This is a genomic window from Silvibacterium sp. (genome assembly GCF_047605705.1).
Taxonomy (GTDB): domain Bacteria; phylum Acidobacteriota; class Terriglobia; order Terriglobales; family Acidobacteriaceae; genus Silvibacterium.
On record NZ_JASGFD010000036.1, the window covers coordinates 26,589 to 49,226 of the forward strand.

The following is a 22,638-nucleotide window of genomic DNA, read 5'->3' on the forward strand; positions in this document are numbered from 1 at the left end:
CGAAGCTTGTTCAGCGTTAAGACAACTGTTGCAGAAGCGTCTCGACGCGTACAGCGTTTGAGGACTCGGTGGCGTGTGGCAGTGTGGGGCTGACAGCGACCGCAACATTCTGCGCCTGGCTCCATACAAGGAAAGAAGCCTGCGAGGCGCCGGTGAGGCGCTGCTGATTGATCCACGTGTAGTACGCGCCCATGTCGGCATCGACGGTTGAGCCTGCGGGATCGGGTTCAGGATGAGCTGAGGCCCCGGAGAGCATCTCGTTCATCGGGAGCTGGCGCTGGCGCGGAGCATAGCGCATCAGCAGCGTGGAGGGCTGAGCGCGGCGCAGTGCCTCGCGCGCGCTCCACTGGACGAAGGTGGTGGAAAAGATCTGCGTGCCTGAGCCTTCCCCGAGCACACTCACTTTGAAGCGCGACAGAGTCTCATTGTCTCCGGAGGGCAGTCCAAGATCGGCCGGTGTAGTCATCGCCATCAGCGTGCGCAGCTCTTCAGGACCGCCCCGGCCACTGCCGAGGATCTGCTGCATGCGGCGCATCATCGCGGCGCGCGTGGATTGCAGATCGTCATAACCGATAGCGGCAAGCTGGGGTGAGAGCGTGGAGTCAAAGGCTCCGCCTTCGATATACCAGTGCTGCCACGGTTCGGGCGACTTCTGCGCGCGTGCATTCGCAAGACTGACGATGGACTTCCAGCCTTGCGTGCCATCGACATTCGAAAAGTAAACGCCCTGCGGACGAAGCTTACGGAAGAGGGATGTGTTCTCTGCGCGGAGATCGTTGTTGAGCACGACGATGGCGAGTCGCGGCATCGCGGGCAGGGGCAACGGGCGGGCTGTGCTCCAGGCCTCCGCATAGGCAGCAGCGGAATCACGGAAGCCATCGTGCTGATGGCTGGCCCACAGATGTGCAGTCAGGCTGTCGAGGAACGGCTGCGGGTTGCGAATCCAGTCCATGCCAACGAGGCTGTCCGGAAGCGAGAGCGTGGCAAAGCCGTGCAGCAGGGCTTCGCGCTGCTGCGCTGTCTGCGATGCAAGAAAGGAGAACTGGTCTTCGACCGTGCGCTGTTCCGCCGGGAAGCGCCAGTCGTAAGAATTCATCTCGCGCAGCAGCAAGGCGGCAAAGGCGACAGGAAGCTGCCGAATCAGAGCGAGGTTGTCGACGGCCAGCTTACGGGCCTGCGGAGGATAAGAATCGAAGCTCTGCGCATTCAGCTGGGAGGGCAGCATTACAGCACCTCCGTGAGCGGACGACCCTTGGCCAGCGGCGTGTCGAAGCGCAGCAGCGAGCCGAGCGTCGGTACCAGGTCGAGCGAGTCCACAGGATGGTCGATAACCACGCCCTGGCGTACGCCGGGGCCCATCGCCATAAGCCAGGTGGTTCGTGAGAGCGGATCGCCGGTGCGATGGTGCTGGAAACCGTTGCCCGCCGCGTCCATGTCGGAATCGCGGCCAAAGTCAGGCAGGATGAACATCGTCGTGCGGTTGGCGTACTCGGGATTGGCCTGGATCGCCTGCCATATCTCGGCGCAGAGGCGATCGGAGCGGCGAATGCCGTCAACATAGAGCGAGTAGGTGCCGGAATGAGCGATGTCGATGTCGTGCAGCGTGATCCAGAGCAGGCTCGGCGCAAGCTGGCGCATGAGCTGTTTCGCGATGTAGACGGAAAGCTCGTCGGGACTCGAGAGCGTCAGCGCGTGATGCGTGAAGTCGTCGATGGAGAGCTTGAGGATCGAGTCGAGCTGCCGCAGCTCGACTTCATTGCCGGCGAGTGCGGGCGTGAAATACGGATCTTCGTAGTTGTCGCGCAGCAGGTGGTCGTACTGTCCCAGACCCTGGCCCGGCATGGCTGCCTTAAGCAGGTTCTTGGGCAGGATGACGCCTGCGCCGAGGCCCTGTCCATAGCGCCGATTGTCGCTCTCGCCGATGCGGTTAAAGCCATTGCTCGGGGCGACGACCCACGCATCCGAGGCCGGGCGCTTGAGATCGCGGCGGAAATACTCGAAGACGGTCGGATTGTCGGGCGAGACGGCGGCGAAATTATCGAATGTCTCATAGACGCCGGTAGCGAGGCTGGCCGTGGCCACGTAGTGACCGAGGATGCCGTGATTCACCACCTGCGTGTATAGCGTGGCCTGCGGAAAGAGCGTGTGCAGCAGGTTCGGGATATTCTCCTGACCCTCCGGCGCGAAAGTTTCCTCGTCGCGCGCGCCTCCGCCGAAAGTGACGACGACGGCTTTGTGGTTGAGCGGCAGCGCTGCGGCCTTTAGCGGGGAGAAGCCGAGCAGGGCGCTCGCGGCGCTGAGGCCGACTGCGGAGCGCAGGAAGTCGCGGCGCGATCCGGCGATAGCGGAGGAGGCCCGATGGAGATGGCTCAAATGCGACATGGGTCTTTCACTGCATGGTAACTAAAAGTGTCTTAACCTGCTTGAGTCGCGCCTCAACATTGTTCCGTTCCTCGGTGCTGAAGCGGCGTTCGAGCGCGATCTCTTCCTGCGCCTTTTCGCGCTGGCCGGTGTGATTGAGCGCCAACGCAAGCCGGTAATGCGCGGCAGCATACTCGGGACGCAGGCGAATGGCAGCCTCAAGCTCAGGCACGCTCTCCGCCCACTGGCCGCGCGTCTGTAGCAGCAACCCCATGCCGTAACGAGCCTCGGGTAGATCTGGCTGAGCATGCACGGCGGATGCGAGCAGGTGTCCGGCAAGCTCGAGCTGTGCGGCATCCGAGGGCTGGTGGAGGATGCTGGTGGCGGCGTAGGTGGCGAGGATGGCGTTCTGGGGATGCTTCTTGGCGAAGTCGATCAGTGCGGTGCAGCGCGGATCGGAGCCCTCAGTGAGCACGGTGCAGACACGCCCCAGCAGCTCGGCATACATCTCGTTCGAAGAATCAGCCGCGAGCAGATCCGCGAAGACAGGGATGGCCTTGGCATAATCGCCGTTTGCGTAATATGCGATTCCGAGACCGGTGTGCATGCGGCGGCTGTCTGGAAATTGCTGGATGCCGGCGTTGAAAACATCGACGGCAGGGCCGAAGGTCCAGTGGCGCAACAGCTCGATGCCGAGCACATACTGGTTCGGCTCCGTCGGCGCAAGGTGGACGGCATTGGCGTAGTGCTGGGCAGCTTCCTTGTACTGGCCCAGCTTCTCGTCCACATCGCCGAGCAGGGACTGCGCCTCGGCAGAAGAGTCAGCTCCGGGCAGGCGTGCCAGCAGCGGCGCTGCCGCAGCGGCATCGCCCGCGGTGTATTCAGCGAGGGCGGTGTTATAAAGCAGCGTCGGATCGTCTGGCTGTGCCGTGAGCGCTGCGCGATAGGCTGCCGCGGCGGGACCCGGTTGGTTGAGCTGCATGAGCGCCTGTCCCAATGCCTGCTGCGTGGCAGCATTGGATGGGTTGAGCTGCGCAGCGCGTTCGAGCTCGTGGACGGCGTCCTTCGGCCGATTGAGCTTGAGATATGCCGTGCCGAGGTTGGCGTGCGCGACATCGGAGGCGGGCTGCACGGTAGCTGCAGTCTCAAGCAGCGGCAGGGCTTCAGAGACTTTGTCTTCGCCTGCAAGCAGCAGTCCAAGCGATTCGTCGATCTCGAAGCTGCGCGGATGACGCGTGTGGAGCTGACGCAGAAGCGGCTCGGCGGTTGCTGCGTCGCCACGATTCATCGCGTCCATGGCTCGCGCAAAGGCCTGTTGGTCAGCGGTTGAGATTGTTTGTGCGGAGAGGCCGGCCGGTGCAAGGGAGATCACTGCGAGCAGCAGTGCGAGACGATGCGCGTGAAAGGCGAATCCGGAAGTGAAGAAGTGTGCGGTCACAGGCTGGAGTGAAGTATGCAGGCCATGGTAACGGCCACGGCCTGCATACGTGAAGAGGAGGGATGAAAATCTAGTCCGCTTAGAACTGATACTTCGCGGCGAACTGGAAGAAACGTGCGTCGGGTGTGAAGTTCTGGAAGGTGCGGGGAGCGGTGATGTTCCCCAGGTTCGAGTTGATGGTGGTAACGCTCGGCTCCCCGTAAGAAGGAGTGTTGAAGACGTTGAAGATGTCCGCCCGGAACTGGAAGGTCTGTTCGCGGAAGGTATGGAAGTCCTTGAAGACGGACATGTTCACACGCTGGTAGCCGGGGCCGTAGACGTCGTTGCGGCGGCCGCCGAGGTAGGACTCGACCTGCGTGATGCCGGTGACGAGCGAGCCGGTGCCGGAGACCGGAATGTCGGTTCCGGGCAGCGGGTTGGCGAAGGCGCAGGGGTTGATCCAGTTGGTCAGCGTCCTGGTCTTCGTAGCGCAGGTCACGTCAGGATTGGTCGAATTTGGTGTGCCTCCCGCCTTGAACGGATCTCCGATACGGATAGCACGGGTGCTGCCGCCGGAGGGGCCACTGTTATTCGGGTAGACGGTGAAGGGATTGCCGGTCTGCGCCTGGAATGTCAGGTTCGCAGCCCAGCCGCCGACTACTGCATCAGCAATGGCGTTGTGGTTGAGATACTTTCGGCCTTTGCCAAAGGGCACTTCGTAGTACACGTTGACAGTGAAGCGATGACGCGTGTCCCAGGCAGAGTTGCTGTAGTCGTATCCAATCGGGAGCAGGTTGGAGTTGCGGTAACCGCCGTCGCCGGTTGAGCCGAGCGGCGTCGGTGCATCGTCAAGCGAGTGCGCGTAGGTGTATGTAGCCAGGAAGTTATATCCGTGGCTCATGCGTTTCTCGAACTTGGCCTGGAGCGAGTTGTAGTTGCTCGATCCGGCGTAGTTCGTATAGGTGGTACCGCCCAGACCCGGGAACGGACGCACGGTCTGCGAGCTGTTCGCGGGGTTCTGCAGCGCCATGGGGTTGTTGGGGTCCGGGAAGACGGCCAGGTGACGCGAGACATCGCCTACATAGCTAAGAGTCGCAACCAGGTCGGTGGAGAGCGAGCGCTCTGCCGATAGGTTGTAGCTCTGCGTGTAGGGCGTCTTCACGTTCTCATCGGAGCCGCGCAGCTGTGGCGTGGAGATGAAGTTAGAGAGACCGGCTGCGAGCGCGTTCGAGAAGCCGTTCTCAAGTGAAACATCGCCATAGGTCGGATTGCTGATGCTCTGGCAACTGCCCGGAGTGCAGGAAGGCGCGGTGAAGGTATCGGTGAACTGGAATGGATAGTTTTCGCCGAGGTTTGGAGAATATCCGGTACTTTCCAGGCCTCCATAGAAGATGCCGTAGCCCGAGCGGATAACTGTCTTCGTGTCGGGTGAAAAGGAGAAGCCGAAGCGCGGGGCGAAGTTCAGTTTCTGTGCATTGATGAGGGCCGGATTGTCCGAGTATCCGAGGCTGATGTTGTTCGCGGTCAGCAGATCGGTAAAGGCCGAGACCAGCGGATAGCTCTGCTGCTCCTTCGGGATCAGGTATCTCGCTGAGCCTGAGCCGATGCTGGAGGGGCCGGTGAGATAGTACGTCGCCTGGTAGCCGCCCACATCCTTGTACGGCTGGTAGTAGTCGTAACGCAGGCCCATGTTGAGTGTGAGCTTGTCAGTGACGCGCCAGTCATCCTGGAAGTACGCAGCGCGATACCAGTGCGCATCGCCATTCTTGAATTCATTGGACAGCTGCGCGGTGTAGTTCTGGTCAGCCAGGAAATCAGCAACGCCATAGCCGGTGAAGCTCTGGTTCTGGTAGCTGGTGTACTGGCCAGTGTAGTCGTAGGTGCCGCGCGGATACGGCGGCTGCAGGGTGGAGAAGCGCAGGCTCTGGAAGCTGACACCGGCCTTGAGCGAATGATTGCCCGCGACCTTCGTCACGTTGTCGAGAATCTGGAAGACGTTCTCGTGCTCGTCGGTGACGTAGAACGTCGTGCTGCCGAACGATGACAATCCGGCTTTGGTCACGTTCGGCAGACCGCAGTTCAGTGGGAAGTCCGGTCCGTAGGGAATGCCGCCGAGGCCAAGGCTGGCGGCAATATCCGTAGTGGCGTTGGGCTGCTGATAGCCGTCATGGAGATAGTTGTAGCCGAAGCGGAATTCATTCGAGAGCGTCGGGCTGAAGATGTGCGTTTCGCTGCCGACGAAGTTTTCGCCGAGGTTGAGAATCGTGCCGGTGGTGCCGAAGCCGCCGCCGTCGAGTATGGGGCCGAGCGGAGGTGTGTAATCGCCGGGCTCATGGTAATAGCTGAAGCGCGCGAAGAGCTGGTCCTTGCTGCTGATGTTCCAGTCCATGCGCGTATCCCACTGCCAGGTGTTGTCCACATCATTGGCATTCACGATGTAGTTGTTGTACGTCTTGCCATCGTTGGTGTTGGGTGAGGGGTAGAGATTCAGGATCTTCTGTGCAAGCGCGCTGATCTGATCTGTGCAAAAGACATTCTGCTGGCCGTTGCAGGTGAGGTAAGCCGGGGCCGCGGGATTGGTCCCCCCATACGTGTTCGGCTGATACAGATATACGGGCTGCGAATCGCCGGTCAGCGAGGTATTGAGCAGTTCCGTGAAGTTGCCCTCGCGCATGAGCGCCGTAGGTACGCTTTCGGTCGAGGTGTTGCCGAAGATAATGCGATTGGCCTGCACATCTCCGAAGAAAAAGAGCTTGTTTCTGATGATGGGGAAGCCAAGCGTTGCGCCAAACTGATTCTCGCGATACTTAGGAACCGAGAGTGCGTTGAAGTTGCGGGCATCCAGAACGTCGTTGCGGAAGTACTCCCACATATCGCCGTGGATCTGGTTGGTGCCGGACTTGATGCTGGCGTTGATGACCGCGCCTGCGGAGTGGCCGAACTCAGCCGAGTAGCTGGAGGTCTGCACCTTGAATTCGGCGAGGGCGTCCGGCGGCGGCTGTACGACGTAGCTTGCGCCGTTCACGAAGTCGACAACGTTCGAGTTGTTATCCACGCCATCGAGGATGAAGTTGTTCTGCTCGGCGCGTTGGCCGTTGGCGTTGAAGTCGCCCTTGCCTTGCCCGCGCGAGCCTTCCGGCGGATCGGCGCCGGCCGAGAGCTGCGCGATGTAAACCCAGTTGCGGCCATTGAGCGGAACATTGTTGATCGTCTCCGCGCTCATCACCTGGCCGACGGAGCTGTCCTGCGTCTGCATGAGCGGCGGAGCGCTGGTAACGGTGACGGTCTCCGTGGCTGCGCCAGGCTTGAGCGAGATGTTCACGCTGAGGCGCTGCTGCAGGTCGAGATGCACATTCTCCTGTGTTGTGGTTTCGAAGCCCTGCGCGCCGGCGCTGATGGTATAGTTGCCGATCTTGATCGGCGAGAAGACATAAACGCCGCTGCTGTCGGCCTTGCCTTTGAGCACGAGGCCGGTATCTGTGTTGGTGAGGGTGATATCAGCGTTGGGGATGGCGGCGCCGGTTGGATCCATGACGACGCCGGTGATCGTACCCTGGTCGGTTTGAGCGATAGCGGAATATCCGCTCGCCAGCAACAGCACGAACAGAATTGCGTGAAGGAAGCGTCTCGAGGCGCCTCTCTTCCGTTGAGTCGAACGCATTGCGTGACCTCCTAGAAATGCCGCTGGGGTGGGTGCCCGGACGGCCGATACCAGAACAGCGAGTTACCCTGCGCGGGGGCTGGAGGCGAGTAGGGCGCAGGTTGATGTATTCGTATACATCGCGATGGGCAGGAGTTTGTATACGAATACATGTTTGCCGCCAGAGTGAAGCGAACAGGAGTTCCTTTCGCCCCTTCCCTGAGCGCGGCACTGTGTATATGGCGGCAGGAAGAAGGGTGTCAAGCGAAATTCGGATACTTGACGAGTCTCTAGTAAAGGCTGGAGAGTGGGCGGAACATATCGCTTTATGTAAAGAATTGGCATAGCTTCATGGAAGCGTTTCCTCTGGGCGGGAGTTTGTAGACAGTGGTGCAAAAAAAAGAAAAGGTGCCTCGCACCGCAGGCGGTACTGTGCCAGATGCGCAGAGCATGCGTACGATTGCTGAGCTGGCCGGGGTCTCGAGCGCTACGGTATCCCGTGTCATCAACGGCTCCGCGGCGGTACGCGAGGCGACGGCGGAACGTGTGCGGCAGGTGATCCGCGAGCAACGATTCTTCCCGAACACCAGCGCAATCACATTGAAGTACGGCCGCAGCGGAACGTACGGCGTCATTTTGCCGGACATCACGAATCCCTTCTTTCCCGACTTCGTGCGTAATTTCGAAGCGGTCCTGCTCGAGCGAAACCTGGAACTGCTGCTGGCAACGACCGACTTCCGGACTGCGCGTATTCAGCAGTCGATTCGGCGTATGCTGGTGCGCCGCGTGGACGGCGTCGCGTTTCTCTCTTCGGAAGAAGAGCGCGAGAGTTTTGCGGCGCTGGTGCACAATCGCGTGCCGGTGGTTACAGCGGATATGCGCAAGATCGCGCCGGGCGTGAGCGACGTAGCTGTCGACTTCGAGAAAGGAATGACGGTCGCGGTGCGCCATCTCTACGAACTGGGGCATCGTGAGATTGCATTCGTCGGCGGCAACTCTGGCCTGAAGACTTCCGATGTGCGGCGGAGTTCATTTGTGGAGGCCCTGCGCGGCGCAGGTCTGAAGGTGCGCGAGGAGCTGCTGGTCGCCGGCGATTACCGCATCGATGGCGGCGTTGCTGCGGCTGCCAGCATTCTCGAAGTTAAACGGCGGCCAACGGCAATCATGACCGCGAATGACCTGACTGCGATCGGGGTCTTGCGCGAACTGCATCGCCAGGGTGTGCGCGTGCCGGAGCAGATGTCGCTGATCGGCTGCGACGATATCGAATTTTGTGACATCGTGTCTCCGCCGCTGACCACGCTGCGGATTCCACGGCCGGAGCTGGCCCAGCTCTACATCAAGGCGCTCGAGGCGGGACGCGATGTCTCGCGCACGGGAAAACAGTATTGGTTGGAGCCGACGCTCGTGGTGCGCAGCTCGACAGGGCGCGCACCGAAGCCGGCACGGGGAGACAGGAAGAAATGAATCGACGGAAGTTTATGGGCCTTACGGGCGCTGCGGTACTAAGCGCGGGCTATGCGCGCGGATTGCGGATCTCGCCGGCGGACGGTCTGCGAGCGGCGATGGATCCAGGATGGGCCACCGACCCGCGGCGGCCTCAATACCACTTTCTTCCTGCAGCGAACTGGATGAACGATCCGAACGCGCCGGTGTACTGGCGCGGCGAATATCACATGTTCTGCCAGTACAACCCGCATGCGGCTGTATGGGGAGACATGCATTGGGCGCACGCGGTAAGTCCGGACATGCTGCACTGGCGGCAGTTGCCGGTGGCGCTCGCTCCCACCCCTGGTGGGCCGGACGCGGACGGCTGCTTCTCGGGTACGGCGGTGGTCGATGGTGAGCGCGTCGGCGCGATTTATACCGGGGTCGTGCATGTACCGGAGGCCGAGGCTACGCTGCGCGATGGAAAGAATAGCTACCGTGAGACACAGCTCTTGGCCTGGGCGGACGATCCTCATCTCATCCACTGGACAAAGGTCGCGGAGCCGGTCGTCGCCGCGCCGCCACCGGGGATGGAAGTGACAGGCTTCCGGGACCCCTCGCCGTGGCGCGAAGCTGACGGCTGGTACATGGTGGTGGGTTCGGGCGTGCGTGGCAAGGGCGGAGCGATCCTGCTCTATCGCTCATCGGACCTGACGCACTGGGAGTATCAGCACGAGCTGTGCAACGGAGAGGCTCTGGGCGCGGCTGTGAATCCCGTTGACTCCGGCGACATGTGGGAGTGTCCGGAGTTCTTTTCTCTAGGCGCAAAGCATGTGCTGATCTATTCAACTGCAGGGAAGGCGCGCTGGATGAGCGGAGAGCTCGACCGGCAGGCGTGGCGCTTTCATCCTGAGCAGCATGGTGTGCTGGACGAAGATGCCTTCTACGCTCCGAAGACGCAGCGCGATCGTGATGGCAACCGCATCCTGTGGGGATGGATACCGGAACGCAGACCCGAAGCGGAGTACAGCGCGGCAGGCTGGGCGGGCCTGATGTCTTTGCCGCGCGTGTTGACGCTCGGTCCGGATGGGAGACTGCGCATGCGTGTAGCTCCTGTAGCAGACGCTCTGCGTGGGGCGAAGCAGGAATTGAAGGCAGGCAGGGGCGCGCGGGAGACAGTTCGCAGGCTGACGAAGATGACATTGCAGGGCAGCTGCGGTGAGCTGCGCTGCCGCCTGCGCCGGGATGCCGCCTGGTCGTTGTCTCTCGCAATGGCGAATGGAAAGGATGTGGTGACGGCAAGCTTCGATCCGGCGATGTCCCATGCTCTGCATCTGAACCACAGCGTGCTGCAGTTGAGCGAATCCGGCGAAATTGAGCTGGCGATCTATGTGGATGGTTCCGTCGCCGAAACGCTGGTCAATAATGAAGCCGCCGTGACGTCGCGTTTCTACTACGACGGCAATACCGCACCGGATCTGGCACTGCGTATGAATCTTGGGGCAGAGGCGTTGCATGAAGCGACAATCTGGCGCATGACTCCGATTTCGCGCGACCGGCTGACAAGTTGAACCTCGCATTTGACCGGGCGATTAGAATAAACATGTGGCGACTCTGACTTTGAACCTGCAGGATCTGCGGACGAAGGTGGCGTCGGGCGAGCGTATCTCGACCGACGAAGCACGGTGGTTGTGGCAGAACGCGAGCGATGCCGAGCTATGCGAGCTGGCTGGTATGGTGCGCGCGCGTTTCCATGAGCCGGGCTCGGCAACGTACATGCTCATGCGCATTGTGAACTACACGAACGTGTGCGTGGCGCAGTGCGATTACTGTGCGTTCTATCGTTTGCCAGGCCAGCCGGACGGCTACGTGCTCACTCAGGAGCAGGTCTTCGAGAAGCTGGATGAGCTGCAGAAGCTGGGCGGCGATCTCGCCGGCTTCAACGGCGGTTTCAACCCGCATCTGCCGCTGGATTACTACTGCGATCTCTTCCGCGCGATCCGCGAGCGCTACGGCGACACGCTGGAGTTCTACGCGATGACCATCGCGGAGTTCATGTACCTTGCCGATCACGCAAAGCTCGACTACGCGACCGCGGTGCAGCGCTTCAAGGACGCAGGCGTGCGCTGGATCACAGGCGGCGGTTCGGAGATCCTCACCGAGGAATTCCGGCGCAGGCACAGCAAGTTCAAATACACGGTGAAGCAGTACTTCGAAGCGCAGGCAGCGATCCTTGCCGCAGGCCTCGGCTCGACAGCGACAATGGTCATAGGCTTCGATGAAACGCTCGACGAACGCCTCGAGCACCTGGAGCGCACGCGCGCCTTTCAGGACGAGCAGCTGAAGACCAACGCGGGCCTCGTGAGCTTCCTCTGCTGGACCTTCAAGCCGTATTTCACGCAGATCGGCGGCATCGAGATTACGAGCGGTGAATATCTGCGCCACTTGGCGCTGAGCCGCATTTATCTCGATAACATCCCGCGTATCCGCACCTCGGTACTTACGCAGAACGAGCGTGCGCTGGAAGGCCTGAAATATGGCGCGGATGACTTCGATCTGCCCATCGAGGATGAGGTGACGCAGAGCGCAGGGGCGCGCATCAATCTGGAGTTCGACAAGATTCTCGAAATCGCACGGGAACTTGGCTTCGATGTGCGAACGCGCAGCGTGGTGACGGCCGCAGCTACAGTTCAGTAGCCATGCCGAACATGTGAAGGAAATAGAACGGCCGTCGCTGATGCAAGCGACGGCCGTTTGCTTTTTGCCGATTTACTTGAGCGGCTCGAGGCCGCCGAGTACCGTCGGGATCAGTTCGGACACCGTCGGGTGAATGTACACGGAGCGCTGCATGGTGGTGTAAGGCTGCTTTGCGTACATGGTGGCAAGAACAGAGTGGATCACCTCATCCCCGCCGACGCCGAGGATAGAGGCTCCGAGGATCTCCTTTGTCTCCGCGTCGACAATCACCTTCATGAATCCGTGGCATTCGCCTTTTTCGACAGCACGGCTTACCTTGCTCATGGGGCGCGTGCCGATGAGCGCCTTGCGGCCGGACTTGCGTACCTCTGCCTCGGTCAGGCCCGCGCGGCCGAGTGGCGGATCGATGTAAATGCCATACGCAGGCAAGCGGTCGCTGACTTTGCGCGGATCTTTATCGAGCAGGTTCGCAGCAACAATTTCGAAGTCGTTGTACGCGGTGTGGGTGAAGGCTCCCTTGCCGTTGCAATCGCCCATCGCCCAGATGTGCGGCTGTGAGGTCTGGAGCGTATCGCTCACCGTGACGTAGCCGTGTTCATCCGTTTTGACTCCAGCCTCTTTCAGGCCCAGGTCGTCCGTGTTGGGACGGCGGCCCATGGCCAGCAGCACATGGCTGCCTTCCACTTCGGGGTGGCCGGATGTGCAGGTAAGTCCCACGGCGACACCGTTCGGACGCTTCTGGAAGTGAATGCACTCGGCATCCGTGCGGACGTCGATGTTTTCTTTTTCGAGGATGTCGGTGATTGCAGCGGAGACATCTTCGTCTTCTCTTGAGAGCAGGCGGGAGGACTTCTCGACGAGGGTCACCTGGCTGCCGAATCTGCGGAACATCTGGGCAAACTCGACGCCGACGTAGCCGCCGCCGACAATGATCAGGTGCTCGGGCAGCTCCTGAAGGTCGAGCAGCCCGACATTCGTGAGCGGAGTAATCTCGCGGATGCCCGGCATGTTGGGAATGACCGCGCGGCCGCCGACATTGAGGAAGAAGCGCTCGGCGGTGAGGTTCTGAGTGCCGACCAGGAGCTCGTTGGGCGAGAGGAAGCGCGCATGCCCGTCGTAGACGGTGCAGCCCTTCATATTGCGTAGCCAGTCTTCCACGCCGTGGCGGGACTTCCGGACGACCGTGTTCTTGCGGGCCATCAGGGCCCGGAAATCGATATGCACCGGCGCTTCAAAGTCGACGCCGTAATCATGAGCGCGGCGTGCCAGGTGGGCCGCGTAAGCGCTGGCGACGAGGGTTTTGGTCGGGGTGCAGCCGGTGTTGACGCAGGTCCCGCCGAAGAGCTTGCGCTCGATCATGGCAACGCGGCGCCCGGCCGAAGTCAGTCGTCCGGCGAGGGAGGGCCCGGCCTGGCCCGCACCGATGATGATGTCGTCGAAATGCGTGGAGGTGCTCATGCTTCTTCTGAGTCCGAAAGAGACATAGTGGTCGCTTTACAACGCAGATTTTTTACGTGAAGCAGGATGGCGTCGTCAATCCGCCGGTAGATCGAAGCCTTCGGCGGATCGGAGACGGCTGCAATGGGTTCTCGATGCCAGTCCACTTGCGCAACCTGCTGCAACAGCCTCTTACAGGATGTTCACCGCCCGCGCTGCCAGCAGCGCCACCGTCGCGAAGGAAATCAGAGCCTGGATCATCATCAGCACCTTGGCCCAGCGGGAGAGCACGGGGCAATCGGTCGGCGAGAAGGCCGTGGAGGTATTGAAGGCCAGGAAAAGGTAGTCGACGAATCCGGGGCTCCAGCACTGCTCTCCCATGGCGCGCTTGGCCTGCTGATCGAGAGTCATCTGGGGAAAGAGGAATGCGCCGTCGGTATGGACGCCGCGCAGCTCCCGGGCGCGCGGGCCGCCGGCGTCGAGCCGCCAATACCAGGAGGCGAAGACCAGGATGTTCACAATCCACAAAGCCGCGGCCGAGCGCAGCAGCGTCTGCGGCGAGAGCTTTGTGGAGGGCAGCGCTGCGACCAGCAGGCCGAGCGACCAGATCATGTCGAGGGTGACGATGGCGCTGACAACATAGCCGAGGATCTGGTTGAGAAGGTCGTGATGCTGCCAGCGCGCCCAGGCTATGGGGGCAAGAAGAGCCATGACCACGGCGATCAGCAGCCATGCGGGGCCGAGCGAGAGAGACTCGGGCAGAGCGAGACGAAGGCCGCCGACAGCGAGCAGGGCAAGCATGGCAGGCCAGCGCGGTTCAAGCCGCGCAGGAGCAGCAGTCATAGCCTCTATGATGCTTGGGAAGCGCAGTTTGAGCCAAACCGCATAGACCCGTGAAGACGAGAATGCCCAGAAGGGTTCCCTATCTTCACTGGACCTTGTTGCACATCACAAGAGGTTTCCCCTGCGCCAGATTGTTTCTGGCATGCAGGGGAAACGTGCAGGCGATCCCGGCTCACGAAATTCCGGTCGGGATGACGGAGAGATACAGCCTAGAGCCATAACAGGCTCTAGTTGTCTTTCTCCGGCTCGTAGTCCTCGGATGTTTCGGGGACGGCGGGCCGCAGCGTAGCCTGCTGCGTCGTGATCGTCAGTGTCGCACCGGCCGGCTTGATCTGGTCATCGTTGGAACTGGCCTCGATGGCGATCTGTCCGGGCGTCTTCGTCGCCTGCACGATGATCTGCGCGAGCCCGTTGTAAAGGCTGCGCTCCGGTCCATTGTCCGATTCGTGGCAATTGGGGTCGCCATTGCCCACGCCGATCAGCTTGCCAGCGCCCGTGACCTTGAACTTCAGCTGGAAGTTCGCGGTGGGTACGTGACGGCCCTGTTCGTCGAGCACCTCGGCGCGCAGAATCGCGATGTCCTCGCCGTCCGCATCGATGGTGGTGCGCTCGGCAGAAAGCTTGAGTGTCACCGGTTTGCCGACGGTTTCCCGCTTCTCCGTCAGCACGACCTTGCCGTCCTTGGTACCGCGCGCTTCGATGGTGCCGGGCGCGTACTTCACCTTCCACTCCGCGTGGCCAAGGTGTTCGATCGGCTTCGATCCCTGGCTCTGGCCATTCACGAACAACTCCACCGAGTCGAGGTTCGAGTGCACCCAGACCGGGATCTCGACCCCTTCCTTGCCTTCGAAGTTCCAGTGCGGAAAGAGGTGCAGCACCGGATCCTTGCCCCACCACGCCTTGTAGTAGAAGTATGTGTCCTTGGGGTAGCCGCAGGTGTCCACGATGCCGAACTGCGAGCTGATCGAGGGCCAGCCGTAAGGCGTAGGCTCGCCGCGATAATCAAACCCGGTCCAGGCAAAACCGCCAGCCAGCCATTCGCGCGTGCCGTAGAACTTCCACCACTCCTCGGCGGTTTCGCCCCAGCCAGGCTTGTTCGTGTCATAGGCGCTCATCACATTGCGGATCTTGTCCGTGAAGTACTCACCTCGCGTCGAGAGAGCGCTCGCCGTCTCCGAGCCGAGGCATGGCTGCGTGGGATGCTTCTTATGGTAGTCGTCCGGGCTCTTGAGGTTGTAGTTGAAGCCTTCAATATCGAGGCCCTTAGAGATGCCGGTGCCGTAGCTGCCGTTGACGGCGGCGGTGCACTGGCGCGTGGGATCGAGCTCGTGGCTGCGGCGCACCATGGTGGCAATCACATGCTCACCGCTCACATCCTTCTGCAGGTACCATTCCTCGTTGCCCATCGACCAGACAATGACAGAAGGCGAGTTGCGGTAGCGCTTGATCATGATCGAGAGCTGCTCCAGGGCCTCAGGGTTCGAGCTCATCTGCCGCGTCTCGCACATCATCAGCATGCCCATGCGGTCGCAGGCCTCTACCCACTCCGGCGTGGGCATGTTGTGCGAGGTGCGCACGCCATTCGAGCCCATCTCCTTGAGCACCCCAATGCGGAAGTACTGCAGGCGATCGGGCAGCGCAGCGCCTACGCCGGCGTGATCCTGGTGGTTGCAGGTGCCCTTGATCTTGACGGACTGGCCATTCAGGAAGAATCCCTTGTCGACATCGAATTTGATCGTGCGTACGCCGAAGGGAACCCGCTCGGCATCGCGAGCCTTGCCGTTGGCCTCGACCGTCACGATCGCGGAGTAGAGCGTGGGCGTCTCGGGCGACCACAGCTCCGGGTTCGCAATCTTCGCGGAAGCGGTGAAGGTCGTTTTGCCGTCGACCTCGACGCTCTGCGGCGTGGATTCCGCTGTCGCGACCGTCTTGCCCGCCGCGTCCTTGATCTCCCAGCGAACCCGTGCGCTCTCAGCCTTGTCGCCGATGTTCTCGACGACGGTGCCAAGCGAAAGTGTGGCCGTCTTCCCCGCCACCTCGGTGCGGATATAGCTCTCCCATTGGCCCAGGTGCAGAGGATCGTGCTTCACCAGCCACACATGGCGATAGAGCCCCGCGCCTTCATAGAACCAGCCATCGCCGAAGCTCGCGTCCATGCGGACGACGATGTAGTTCTTCTGTCCAAAGTGCAGAAAGTCGGTGATATCGAAGCCGAAAGGTGCGTAGCCGTTGTCATTGCGACCGATAAAACAGCCGTTCACAAAAACAAGCGCGCTGCGGAAGGCTCCGTCGAACTCGATACGGATGCGGCGCCCCTCATCGCTCGCGGGCACCTCGAAGGCGCGGCGATACCAGCCGACGCTGGTTTCCGGATAGCGGCGTCCGATGGGCTTGTAGCCGTGCGACATCTGGTCGTCGTCCCAGACGAAAGGCAGCTCGACAGCCCAGTCGTGGGGAAGGTCGAGCGTGCGCCACTTAGTGTCGTCAAAGTGCTTTGTCGAGAATTTGAAATCGCCGGTCTTGGCGAAGCTGCCCTGGTCATTGCCGAAGTCGAGATCCTTGGCGGGTGTATGCCCGTCGCCGAGTTGGAACTTCCAGCCGAAGTCGAAAAGAAGTTTTTCGCGTGGTGCGAGAGCGGAGGACGTCTGATCGGCAATGGCATCGAGAGCAGACTGTGCGCGGGCCCACGCACGCGGAACAAGAGCGGCGGAGGCAGAGAAAGCAAGGCCGGAGAACAGGACATCACGACGGCTGACGACAGGCATGGAAATCCTTCTTTGGACTGGAGGGTGGAAGATCGACCCCAATATAAATGCGTTTTGTCTTCGATGTATACGTTTTCAGGTTCTCTGGCCATGCTGCTGAGCAACCAGCGAGGCTGTAATAGAGACTCAATGCAGCAGGGAATTGCTGAAGCCTGCTCCGGATGTCATGCTTAGAGGATGAAGCGAAAGTCTCTGGTGTGGGTTGCAGCAGGATTGTCGATAGTGTGTTCGGCGGCCGCCGCAATGGCGCAGGACCTTGGATACTGGCGTGCGTCCAGCAAGACCGCGCATGACATTACGGGCGATATTGGCATCGGCGAAAACAACCTGCTGATCAATTTCCTGAGCTATAACATCGCGCGGGCTAAGCAGTTGACGCCGCCCGAGGTGAGCACGGTTTTCGACACGGACAGTGCCGGCACCAAGCGCGCAAACCTCTACGGATTGACCATCCCTGGAACGAAGAAGTTCCTGCACAAGAACACGCTCTGCGGCAGCGATGACGTCAAGTGGATGGTGACTTACGTCGACGGCAACACGTTGCAGCTGGCGCTTTTCTCCGGTGAAACCGCTCCCACGTTCACGCCGGATGCGATGGCCAATGCGACGAACCTGTGCGGAACATTTACCTATACGCGATAGAGCTGACGCCGGCGTAAGTCTCTCCCGTGACCCTTTCCGGGCGTCCTACGCCGGCTGCTCGTCCGATCCCAGTTGAGGAACCACTTCCAGTGAAGTGACCTCCTCGGATACAGACCTGTCCTGCTTGCTCATGTCAGGCAGGAAGCCCGTAAGCAGGCCCAGCGCGGGCAGGAACGAGCATGTCTTGTATACGAAGTCGATACTGGTGTGATCGGCCAGTGTGCCCAGCACCGCCGCGCCCAGGCCTCCCAGGCCAAAAGCCAGCCCGAAGAACAATCCCGAGATCATGCCGACCCGGCCAGGCATCAGCTCCTGCGCATAGACGAGGATCGCCGAGAATGCCGATGCGATGATCAGTCCGATCAGCACGGAGAGCGCAATGGTTACGGGCAGCGAGACATAAGGCAGAAGCAGCGTGAGCGGTAGTACGCCGAGAATCGAAACCCAGATCACCTTCTTGCGCCCGATGCGATCGCCGATGGGCCCGCCGATGATCGTGCCTGCAGCGACAGCAGCAAGGAAGAAGAAGAGGTCAAGCTGCGCGCTCCGCTGCGCGGTATGAAAATGTTGCATCAGGTAGAAGACGTAATAGCTGGTAATGCTTGCGAGATAGAAGTATTTCGACAGCGTCAGCAGGACCAGCACCGTCAATGCGCCTCCAACCTGCTTTCGAGAGAACGTCACCGTGCGCTTTGCCGCATGCTTCTTCTGGATGGCATGGCCATGCTGACGGTACCAGTGTCCAAGCCCTGTCAGCAGGATGATGCCGCAGATGGCCGCAAGCGCGAACCATGCGAGGCTGTGCTGTCCGCGAGGCAGGACAAAGAAAGCGATCAGCAGCGGTCCGATCGACGATCCGAAATTGCCGCCCACCTGGAAGACTGACTGAGCCATACCGTGCGCTCCGCCGGAAGCGAGACGAGCGAGGCGCGATGATTCGGGATGAAAGATCGACGATCCGACGCCGAGCAGTGCGCCGCCGACCAGCAGCATCGCGTAGTGCTGCGCGAAGGCCAGCGTGAGCAGTCCGCTCATCGAGATGGCCATGCCGAAGGGCAGGGAATACGGCTTCGGTTTGCGGTCGGTGTAGAGACCGACGAGCGGCTGCAGCAGAGAGGCCGTGATCTGGAACACCAGCGTCAATGCGCCGATCTGGCTGAACGTGAGATGGAAGTTCCCTTTGAAAAGGGGATACGAGGCAATGAACAGCGACTGCAGCATGTCATTCAACATGTGGCAAAGCCCGGCGGTCCCCAGGACGCCGTAGGCGGCGGAGTTTTCTTTCGAATTCGGCAATGCTTTGCTCATGATGGGATCTGCTTTCGCGGCATTTCCTGCTTTATTCCGAACGATACAATGATCACATTGCGGCCCACCACCTTGGATGGGACAAATATCTATGCGAATGGGCCACCGTCTCAGCGCGGAAATCGACCTTCACTTCGCCGATGCGACGCGTCCGGTGCTCGCGCTGGGTGGTGCATATCCCGCATCGCACCATGTGCGTCTGCATCGCCATCGGCGCAGCCAGCTGTTCTGCCCACTGTCCGGCGTTGCGTTGGCGACGACCTCGCAGGGCGCGTGGGCCGTGCCCGCCATGCGAGGTTTCTGGATCCCTGCCGGCGTGCGTCATGAGCTGCGCATGCAGGGTGTCGTCGAGATGCGGAGTCTTTACTTCGAGCCCAGGGTGCTCGGAAATATGCCGAACAGCTGCCAGGTGCTGGAGGTTTCGCCACTGATGCACAGCCTCATGGCGGAGGCTGTGGCATTGCCTGTGCGATACGCGCTCGATGGCCGGTCCGGTGCGCTCATGCAGTTGATCCAGTACGAAATTCAGACGCTGCCCGAACTCCCGCTCTCGCTGGCTCTGCCGACGGATAAGGCTCTGCTCCGGCTATGCCGCAGATTCCTGGTCCGCCCCACAGCCTCGGACAATATCGACGACTGGGCACAGGCCCTGCACATGAGCCGCCGTACCTTCACGCGTTTTTTTCGCCGTGAGACGAACCTGAGCTTTGTGGAGTGGAGACAACAGGCCTGCATCCTGACTGCGCTGCCAAAACTCGCAGCCGGCGCATCGGTGACGCACACGGCTCTCGAGCTGGGCTATGAAAATCCCGCCGCATTTACCGCGCTGTTCAAACGGATTCTCGGAGCGTCCCCGAGGGACTACACGCAGCAACAACTGGCTGGAGAAAAGTCCGTGGTGAACGAAGGGAAGAAATATCAGCGCATGGCGGCAAGAGAAAAAGCGTGAGGCGTCCAGCTATTTCTTATGCCGCACCAGAGGCACCACCTGCACGGTAGTCTCTCGCATTTCCGCGAGGAAGCGATTGAGCACCGAGCCACGGAAGAGAATCTCGAAGCGCGTGCGTGCGGACTGGCCGAAGACGACGTGCGAGATGTTTTCCTGGCGGGCGAAGTCGATGAGTGTGTCGGCGACGTTCTTCCCCTTGAAGTTCAGCACGCGTGCGCCGAGCTCGCGTGCGAGGCGCTCTGCATCCTCAAGCCGCGCGAAGCCCTCGGGGTCCTTGTTGCGCAGGTCTTTGCTCGGTGTGTCGACATATACCGCGTACCAGTTGGTTGCGAGGCGGCCGGCGATGCGGGCTCCCACGCGCAGCAGGCGTTCCGCGCCGGGGCGCGATGTGAGGCAGACCATCACCTTCTCTGGAATGGGCGCCTGTTCCAATCCCTGGTTGCGGCGGTATTCGGCCGCGGCGGAACTCACCTGCTCAGCGGTGGTGCGTAGGGCCAGTTCGCGGAGCATGTTCAGATTGCCCTTGCGGAAGAAGTTGGCGAGAGCCTGCTCAACCTTTTCAGGGGCGTAGATCTTTCCATCACGCAGGCGGCTGCGCAGCTCGTCGACTGTAATGTCGACGTTGACCACTTCATCGGCGCGCTTGAGGAAGCTGTCAGGCACAGTTTCGCGGACCTGTGTGCTGGCCGAGCGGGAGACCGCGTCATTCAGCGTTTCGAGGTGCTGAATGTTGATGGCCGTCATTACGCTGATGCCGGCATCAAGCAGCTCAAGGACATCTTCATAGCGCTTGCGATGGCGCGAACCGGGGACGTTCGAGTGCGCGAGCTCATCCACAACGCAGACCGCAGGCCTGCGAGCGAGGATCGCATCGAGGTCCATCTCGCGCAGCGTGACGGAGCGATAGACAATCTCTTTCTGCGGAACGATCTCGAGCCCGTCGATCAGTGCTGCCGTGTCTGCGCGGCCATGAGTTTCGACGAGGCCGACGACGACATCCACGCCATGCGCGCGCAGTTGATGCGCGTGCTCGAGCATGCGGTAGGTCTTGCCCACACCGGGCGCGGCACCCAGGTAGACGCGAAGCTTCGCGGGCTCTGGCTTCGCCTCATCCTGCGGCTGGAGATCGGGTGAGCTCGCTACGATCTTTTCGGAATTCGGATCCTCCGGTTGAGGATGCACGGGCTGCGGCTCGATCATCCCACCTCCACCGGGTGACGACTGTTCAACAGGTTCGCTGTCGGCAGCGTGAAGCTGAAGGTGGTGCCGTGGCCAAGCTTGCTCTCCACGGAGACCTGTCCGCTCATGGACTCGACCAGCCGGCGCACCAGCGCAAGGCCGAGGCCCGTGCCGGCGGAATCCTGTGTGAAGCGGCCGAAGATGGCGGGCAGGCGTTCGGTCTCGATGCCGCGGCCATTGTCGCGGACGAAGAACTGCACGCCGTCCTTGATCTCCGTCGCGGAGAGGAGGATCGTGCCGCCCTCCGGCGTATAGCGCAGCGCATTCGATACAAGGTTGTCGAGGATCGAGCGCATGGCCCTGCGATCGCCTTCGACGTAGGCCAGGTCGGCAAAGGCCTGCACGTCAATCTCGATCCTCTTCTGGAGTGCTTCGGCGCGATGACGCGCGGCGGACTCCTGCAGAATGTCGATCGGACGCAGGCGGTCGAGCTTCATCTGGCGGCGGCCGGTCTCGAGTTCGCCGACTTCGATCAGATCGGCCATCAGGTCTTCCAGTTGTTCGGATTCGTCCTGCGCGCTGGTCACGAGATCGCGCTGCAATGGCCGCAACTCACCGGCGTAGCCCTGGGCAAGCGCATAGAGCGACATGCGCAGGCGATGGAGCGGATCGCGCAGCTTCTGCGAGGCCACATTGAGGAAGCGAGTTTTGAAGCGATCGACTTCCTGCATCTCGGTGATGTCTTCGAGCACCGTGACGGCGCCGAGCAGGCGTCCATCGCTGTCACGCATCGGTGTGGTGCGCAGGCGATAGCTGCGTTGCGCGCGGCCGATGCGCAGCGGCAGCACGGCGGCTTCGCCCTCGGTCGTGGAAGCGCGCTGCATGGTGACGGCGCGGCGCACCGCGGCCAGAATCTTTTCGCCGCCGGGCGTATTGGTCAGCAGCATGCGGTCCGAGGGCGCGCCCTCGAGCAGCTCCATTGACGCCTGGTTCAGCTTGAGCACGTGGCCCTTCGCATCGGTAACGATCACCGGCTCGAAGATCGACTGCACGACGGCGTCCGAGAGTTGGTGCTCCATCTGCAGGCGGCCCGATTCAGTCTCACGCAGATCGCGGAGGCGGACGGCAAACTTGTTCAGCTCGGTCGCGATGATGCCGAGGTCATCCTTCTGCCGCCACTCGATGCGGTGCTGCAGGTCCCCCTGGCCGATGCGGCGGGCGGCTTTCGCCGTCTTGCGGATCGGCGTGATAATGAGCGCGACCATGACTACGGTGATGACCAGGGAGGTAGCGATGCTGGCTCCGCAGGCGCTGATGAGGCGGGCGCGGAGCATCGTCTGCCGGTGCTCGAGGCCGCCGACAAAGCTGTCATGATGCGCGCGCATCGCGTCGAAGGCGGTGTAGACATCGCCGCTGAGCCGTTCGAGCTCAGGCGCAATGTGGCGGATCCCTTCCCGGTCGCGGCGCGCCAGCGCGGTATGTTCGGCGCTCAGGTGGTCGATCGGGACATGCGGATCGAACGCGGTTACGGTCGGCGCGGCAGCGGCAAAGACGCGCTCGGTGTTGTCCACCTGGTTGAGCAGATCCTGGATGCGCTGCGATGACGGATCGTTTTCAGCGCGTGCGGCGGCCAGTTCTTCGCGGGCGAGCGCGGCGCGGACCGAGGCAAAGGCCGCGAGGGCGCGGTCGGCGGTGTGGACGTCAGCGTCGAGGGCGGCCAGCTCCACAAACGAATCGCGGACGAGCAGGCTCACGCCGGTCACGAGGGCGACGAGCAGCAGGCATCCCAGCAGCAGCCGTTGATACAGGGTCAGCATGGAGCGCGGTCGCGACGAAACCTTTCCGAAAGAAGACTCTACTCAGGCTATTGGCGGTTGGGCTGCAATGCAAGTAGACGAATGGGGGACGGAGGCGGATTGCGACAGGACAGGAAAAAGGCCGGGCATTTCAACCCGGCCCCTGAGGCTGATTC

General features: G+C 61.4%; 15 protein-coding genes. 5 read left to right on the forward strand and 10 right to left on the reverse strand.

Features of this window, described 5'->3' with window-relative positions:
- Positions 1 to 16: 16 nt before the first annotated feature.
- From QM649_RS13620 to QM649_RS13635, 4 genes are all read right to left on the reverse strand, one after another.
- A complete protein-coding gene (locus tag QM649_RS13620; protein ID WP_415199595.1) occupies positions 17 to 1,225 on the reverse strand; it encodes a hypothetical protein in 1,209 nt (402 codons plus the stop codon).
- Positions 1,225 to 2,382, reverse strand: coding sequence for a hypothetical protein (locus tag QM649_RS13625; protein ID WP_415199596.1), 1,158 nt, complete (start codon positions 2,380 to 2,382; stop codon positions 1,225 to 1,227). Before QM649_RS13625 ends, QM649_RS13620 begins: the two co-directional genes overlap by 1 nt.
- Before the next feature lie 7 nt (positions 2,383 to 2,389).
- Entirely contained in the window at positions 2,390 to 3,799 is a 1,410-nt protein-coding gene (locus QM649_RS13630; RefSeq protein WP_415199597.1) for a tetratricopeptide repeat protein, read from the reverse strand.
- Between the two features lie 79 nt (positions 3,800 to 3,878).
- Positions 3,879 to 7,379, reverse strand: coding sequence for a carboxypeptidase regulatory-like domain-containing protein (locus QM649_RS13635; protein WP_415199598.1), 3,501 nt, complete (start codon positions 7,377 to 7,379; stop codon positions 3,879 to 3,881).
- Between the two features lie 489 nt (positions 7,380 to 7,868).
- Between QM649_RS13635 and QM649_RS13640 the strand changes: the two genes are divergently transcribed.
- The 3 genes from QM649_RS13640 to QM649_RS13650 are packed head-to-tail and all read left to right on the forward strand — an operon-like array spanning position 7,869 to position 11,543.
- A complete protein-coding gene (locus QM649_RS13640) occupies positions 7,869 to 8,885 on the forward strand; it encodes a LacI family DNA-binding transcriptional regulator (protein ID WP_415199599.1) in 1,017 nt (338 codons plus the stop codon).
- Complete coding sequence (locus QM649_RS13645) at positions 8,882 to 10,417, forward strand: glycoside hydrolase family 32 protein (RefSeq protein WP_415199600.1); 1,536 nt, start codon at positions 8,882 to 8,884, stop codon at positions 10,415 to 10,417. The genes QM649_RS13640 and QM649_RS13645 overlap by 4 nt, the downstream gene beginning before the upstream one ends.
- Before the next feature lie 34 nt (positions 10,418 to 10,451).
- The gene (locus QM649_RS13650; RefSeq protein WP_415199601.1) at positions 10,452 to 11,543 is read left to right on the forward strand and encodes a radical SAM protein; all 1,092 of its coding nucleotides are present in this window, start codon (positions 10,452 to 10,454) and stop codon (positions 11,541 to 11,543) included.
- 72 nt (positions 11,544 to 11,615) lie between these two features.
- On the opposite strand, the gene QM649_RS13655 is transcribed toward QM649_RS13650, so the two are convergent.
- The 3 genes from QM649_RS13655 to galA all read right to left on the reverse strand — a co-directional run bounded on the left by QM649_RS13655 (position 11,616) and on the right by galA (position 16,588).
- Positions 11,616 to 13,001, reverse strand: a complete 1,386-nt coding sequence (locus QM649_RS13655; protein ID WP_415199602.1) for an FAD-containing oxidoreductase — start codon at positions 12,999 to 13,001, stop codon at positions 11,616 to 11,618.
- A 171-nt stretch (positions 13,002 to 13,172) separates the two neighbouring features.
- On the reverse strand, positions 13,173 to 13,823 hold the full coding sequence (locus QM649_RS13660; RefSeq protein WP_415199603.1) for a hypothetical protein: 651 nt from the start codon (positions 13,821 to 13,823) through the stop codon (positions 13,173 to 13,175).
- A 227-nt stretch (positions 13,824 to 14,050) separates the two neighbouring features.
- Positions 14,051 to 16,588: a beta-galactosidase GalA gene (gene galA / locus QM649_RS13665; protein WP_415199604.1), complete on the reverse strand. Its 2,538-nt coding sequence runs from the start codon at positions 16,586 to 16,588 to the stop codon at positions 14,051 to 14,053.
- A gap of 177 nt (positions 16,589 to 16,765) precedes the next feature.
- Between galA and QM649_RS13670 the strand changes: the two genes are divergently transcribed.
- Positions 16,766 to 17,230 carry a hypothetical protein gene (locus QM649_RS13670; RefSeq protein ID WP_415199605.1) on the forward strand — a complete coding sequence of 155 codons (465 nt, stop codon included), beginning with the start codon at positions 16,766 to 16,768 and terminating at the stop codon, positions 17,228 to 17,230.
- A gap of 45 nt (positions 17,231 to 17,275) precedes the next feature.
- Here QM649_RS13670 and QM649_RS13675 read toward each other — a convergent pair whose 3' ends face one another.
- The gene (locus QM649_RS13675; protein WP_415199606.1) at positions 17,276 to 18,538 is read right to left on the reverse strand and encodes an MFS transporter; all 1,263 of its coding nucleotides are present in this window, start codon (positions 18,536 to 18,538) and stop codon (positions 17,276 to 17,278) included.
- Between the two features lie 91 nt (positions 18,539 to 18,629).
- Here QM649_RS13675 and QM649_RS13680 point away from each other — a divergent pair, with 91 nt between their 5' ends.
- Positions 18,630 to 19,487 carry an AraC family transcriptional regulator gene (locus QM649_RS13680; protein ID WP_415199607.1) on the forward strand — a complete coding sequence of 286 codons (858 nt, stop codon included), beginning with the start codon at positions 18,630 to 18,632 and terminating at the stop codon, positions 19,485 to 19,487.
- Positions 19,488 to 19,496: 9 nt separating this feature from the next.
- Here the strand turns inward: QM649_RS13680 and QM649_RS13685 are convergent, their stop codons facing one another.
- Both QM649_RS13685 and QM649_RS13690 read right to left on the reverse strand, forming a co-directional pair.
- Complete coding sequence (locus tag QM649_RS13685; protein WP_415199608.1) at positions 19,497 to 20,687, reverse strand: universal stress protein; 1,191 nt, start codon at positions 20,685 to 20,687, stop codon at positions 19,497 to 19,499.
- On the reverse strand, positions 20,684 to 22,483 hold the full coding sequence (locus tag QM649_RS13690; protein ID WP_415199609.1) for an ATP-binding protein: 1,800 nt from the start codon (positions 22,481 to 22,483) through the stop codon (positions 20,684 to 20,686). Before QM649_RS13690 ends, QM649_RS13685 begins: the two co-directional genes overlap by 4 nt.
- Between the last annotated feature and the right edge of the window lie 155 nt (positions 22,484 to 22,638).

Coding starts and splice junctions, on each gene's coding strand:
- QM649_RS13620 (WP_415199595.1), bottom strand. CDS start 1,225: ATGCTGCCCTCCCAGCTGAATGCGCAGAGCTTCGATTCTTATCCTCCG.
- QM649_RS13625 (WP_415199596.1), bottom strand. CDS start 2,382: ATGTCGCATTTGAGCCATCTCCATCGGGCCTCCTCCGCTATCGCCGGA.
- QM649_RS13640 (WP_415199599.1), top strand. CDS start 7,869: ATGCGTACGATTGCTGAGCTGGCCGGGGTCTCGAGCGCTACGGTATCC.
- QM649_RS13645 (WP_415199600.1), top strand. CDS start 8,882: ATGAATCGACGGAAGTTTATGGGCCTTACGGGCGCTGCGGTACTAAGC.
- QM649_RS13655 (WP_415199602.1), bottom strand. CDS start 13,001: ATGAGCACCTCCACGCATTTCGACGACATCATCATCGGTGCGGGCCAG.
- QM649_RS13660 (WP_415199603.1), bottom strand. CDS start 13,823: ATGACTGCTGCTCCTGCGCGGCTTGAACCGCGCTGGCCTGCCATGCTT.
- galA (WP_415199604.1), bottom strand. CDS start 16,588: ATGCCTGTCGTCAGCCGTCGTGATGTCCTGTTCTCCGGCCTTGCTTTC.
- QM649_RS13670 (WP_415199605.1), top strand. CDS start 16,766: ATGAAGCGAAAGTCTCTGGTGTGGGTTGCAGCAGGATTGTCGATAGTG.
- QM649_RS13675 (WP_415199606.1), bottom strand. CDS start 18,538: ATGAGCAAAGCATTGCCGAATTCGAAAGAAAACTCCGCCGCCTACGGC.
- QM649_RS13680 (WP_415199607.1), top strand. CDS start 18,630: ATGCGAATGGGCCACCGTCTCAGCGCGGAAATCGACCTTCACTTCGCC.
- QM649_RS13685 (WP_415199608.1), bottom strand. CDS start 20,687: ATGATCGAGCCGCAGCCCGTGCATCCTCAACCGGAGGATCCGAATTCC.
- QM649_RS13690 (WP_415199609.1), bottom strand. CDS start 22,483: ATGCTGACCCTGTATCAACGGCTGCTGCTGGGATGCCTGCTGCTCGTC.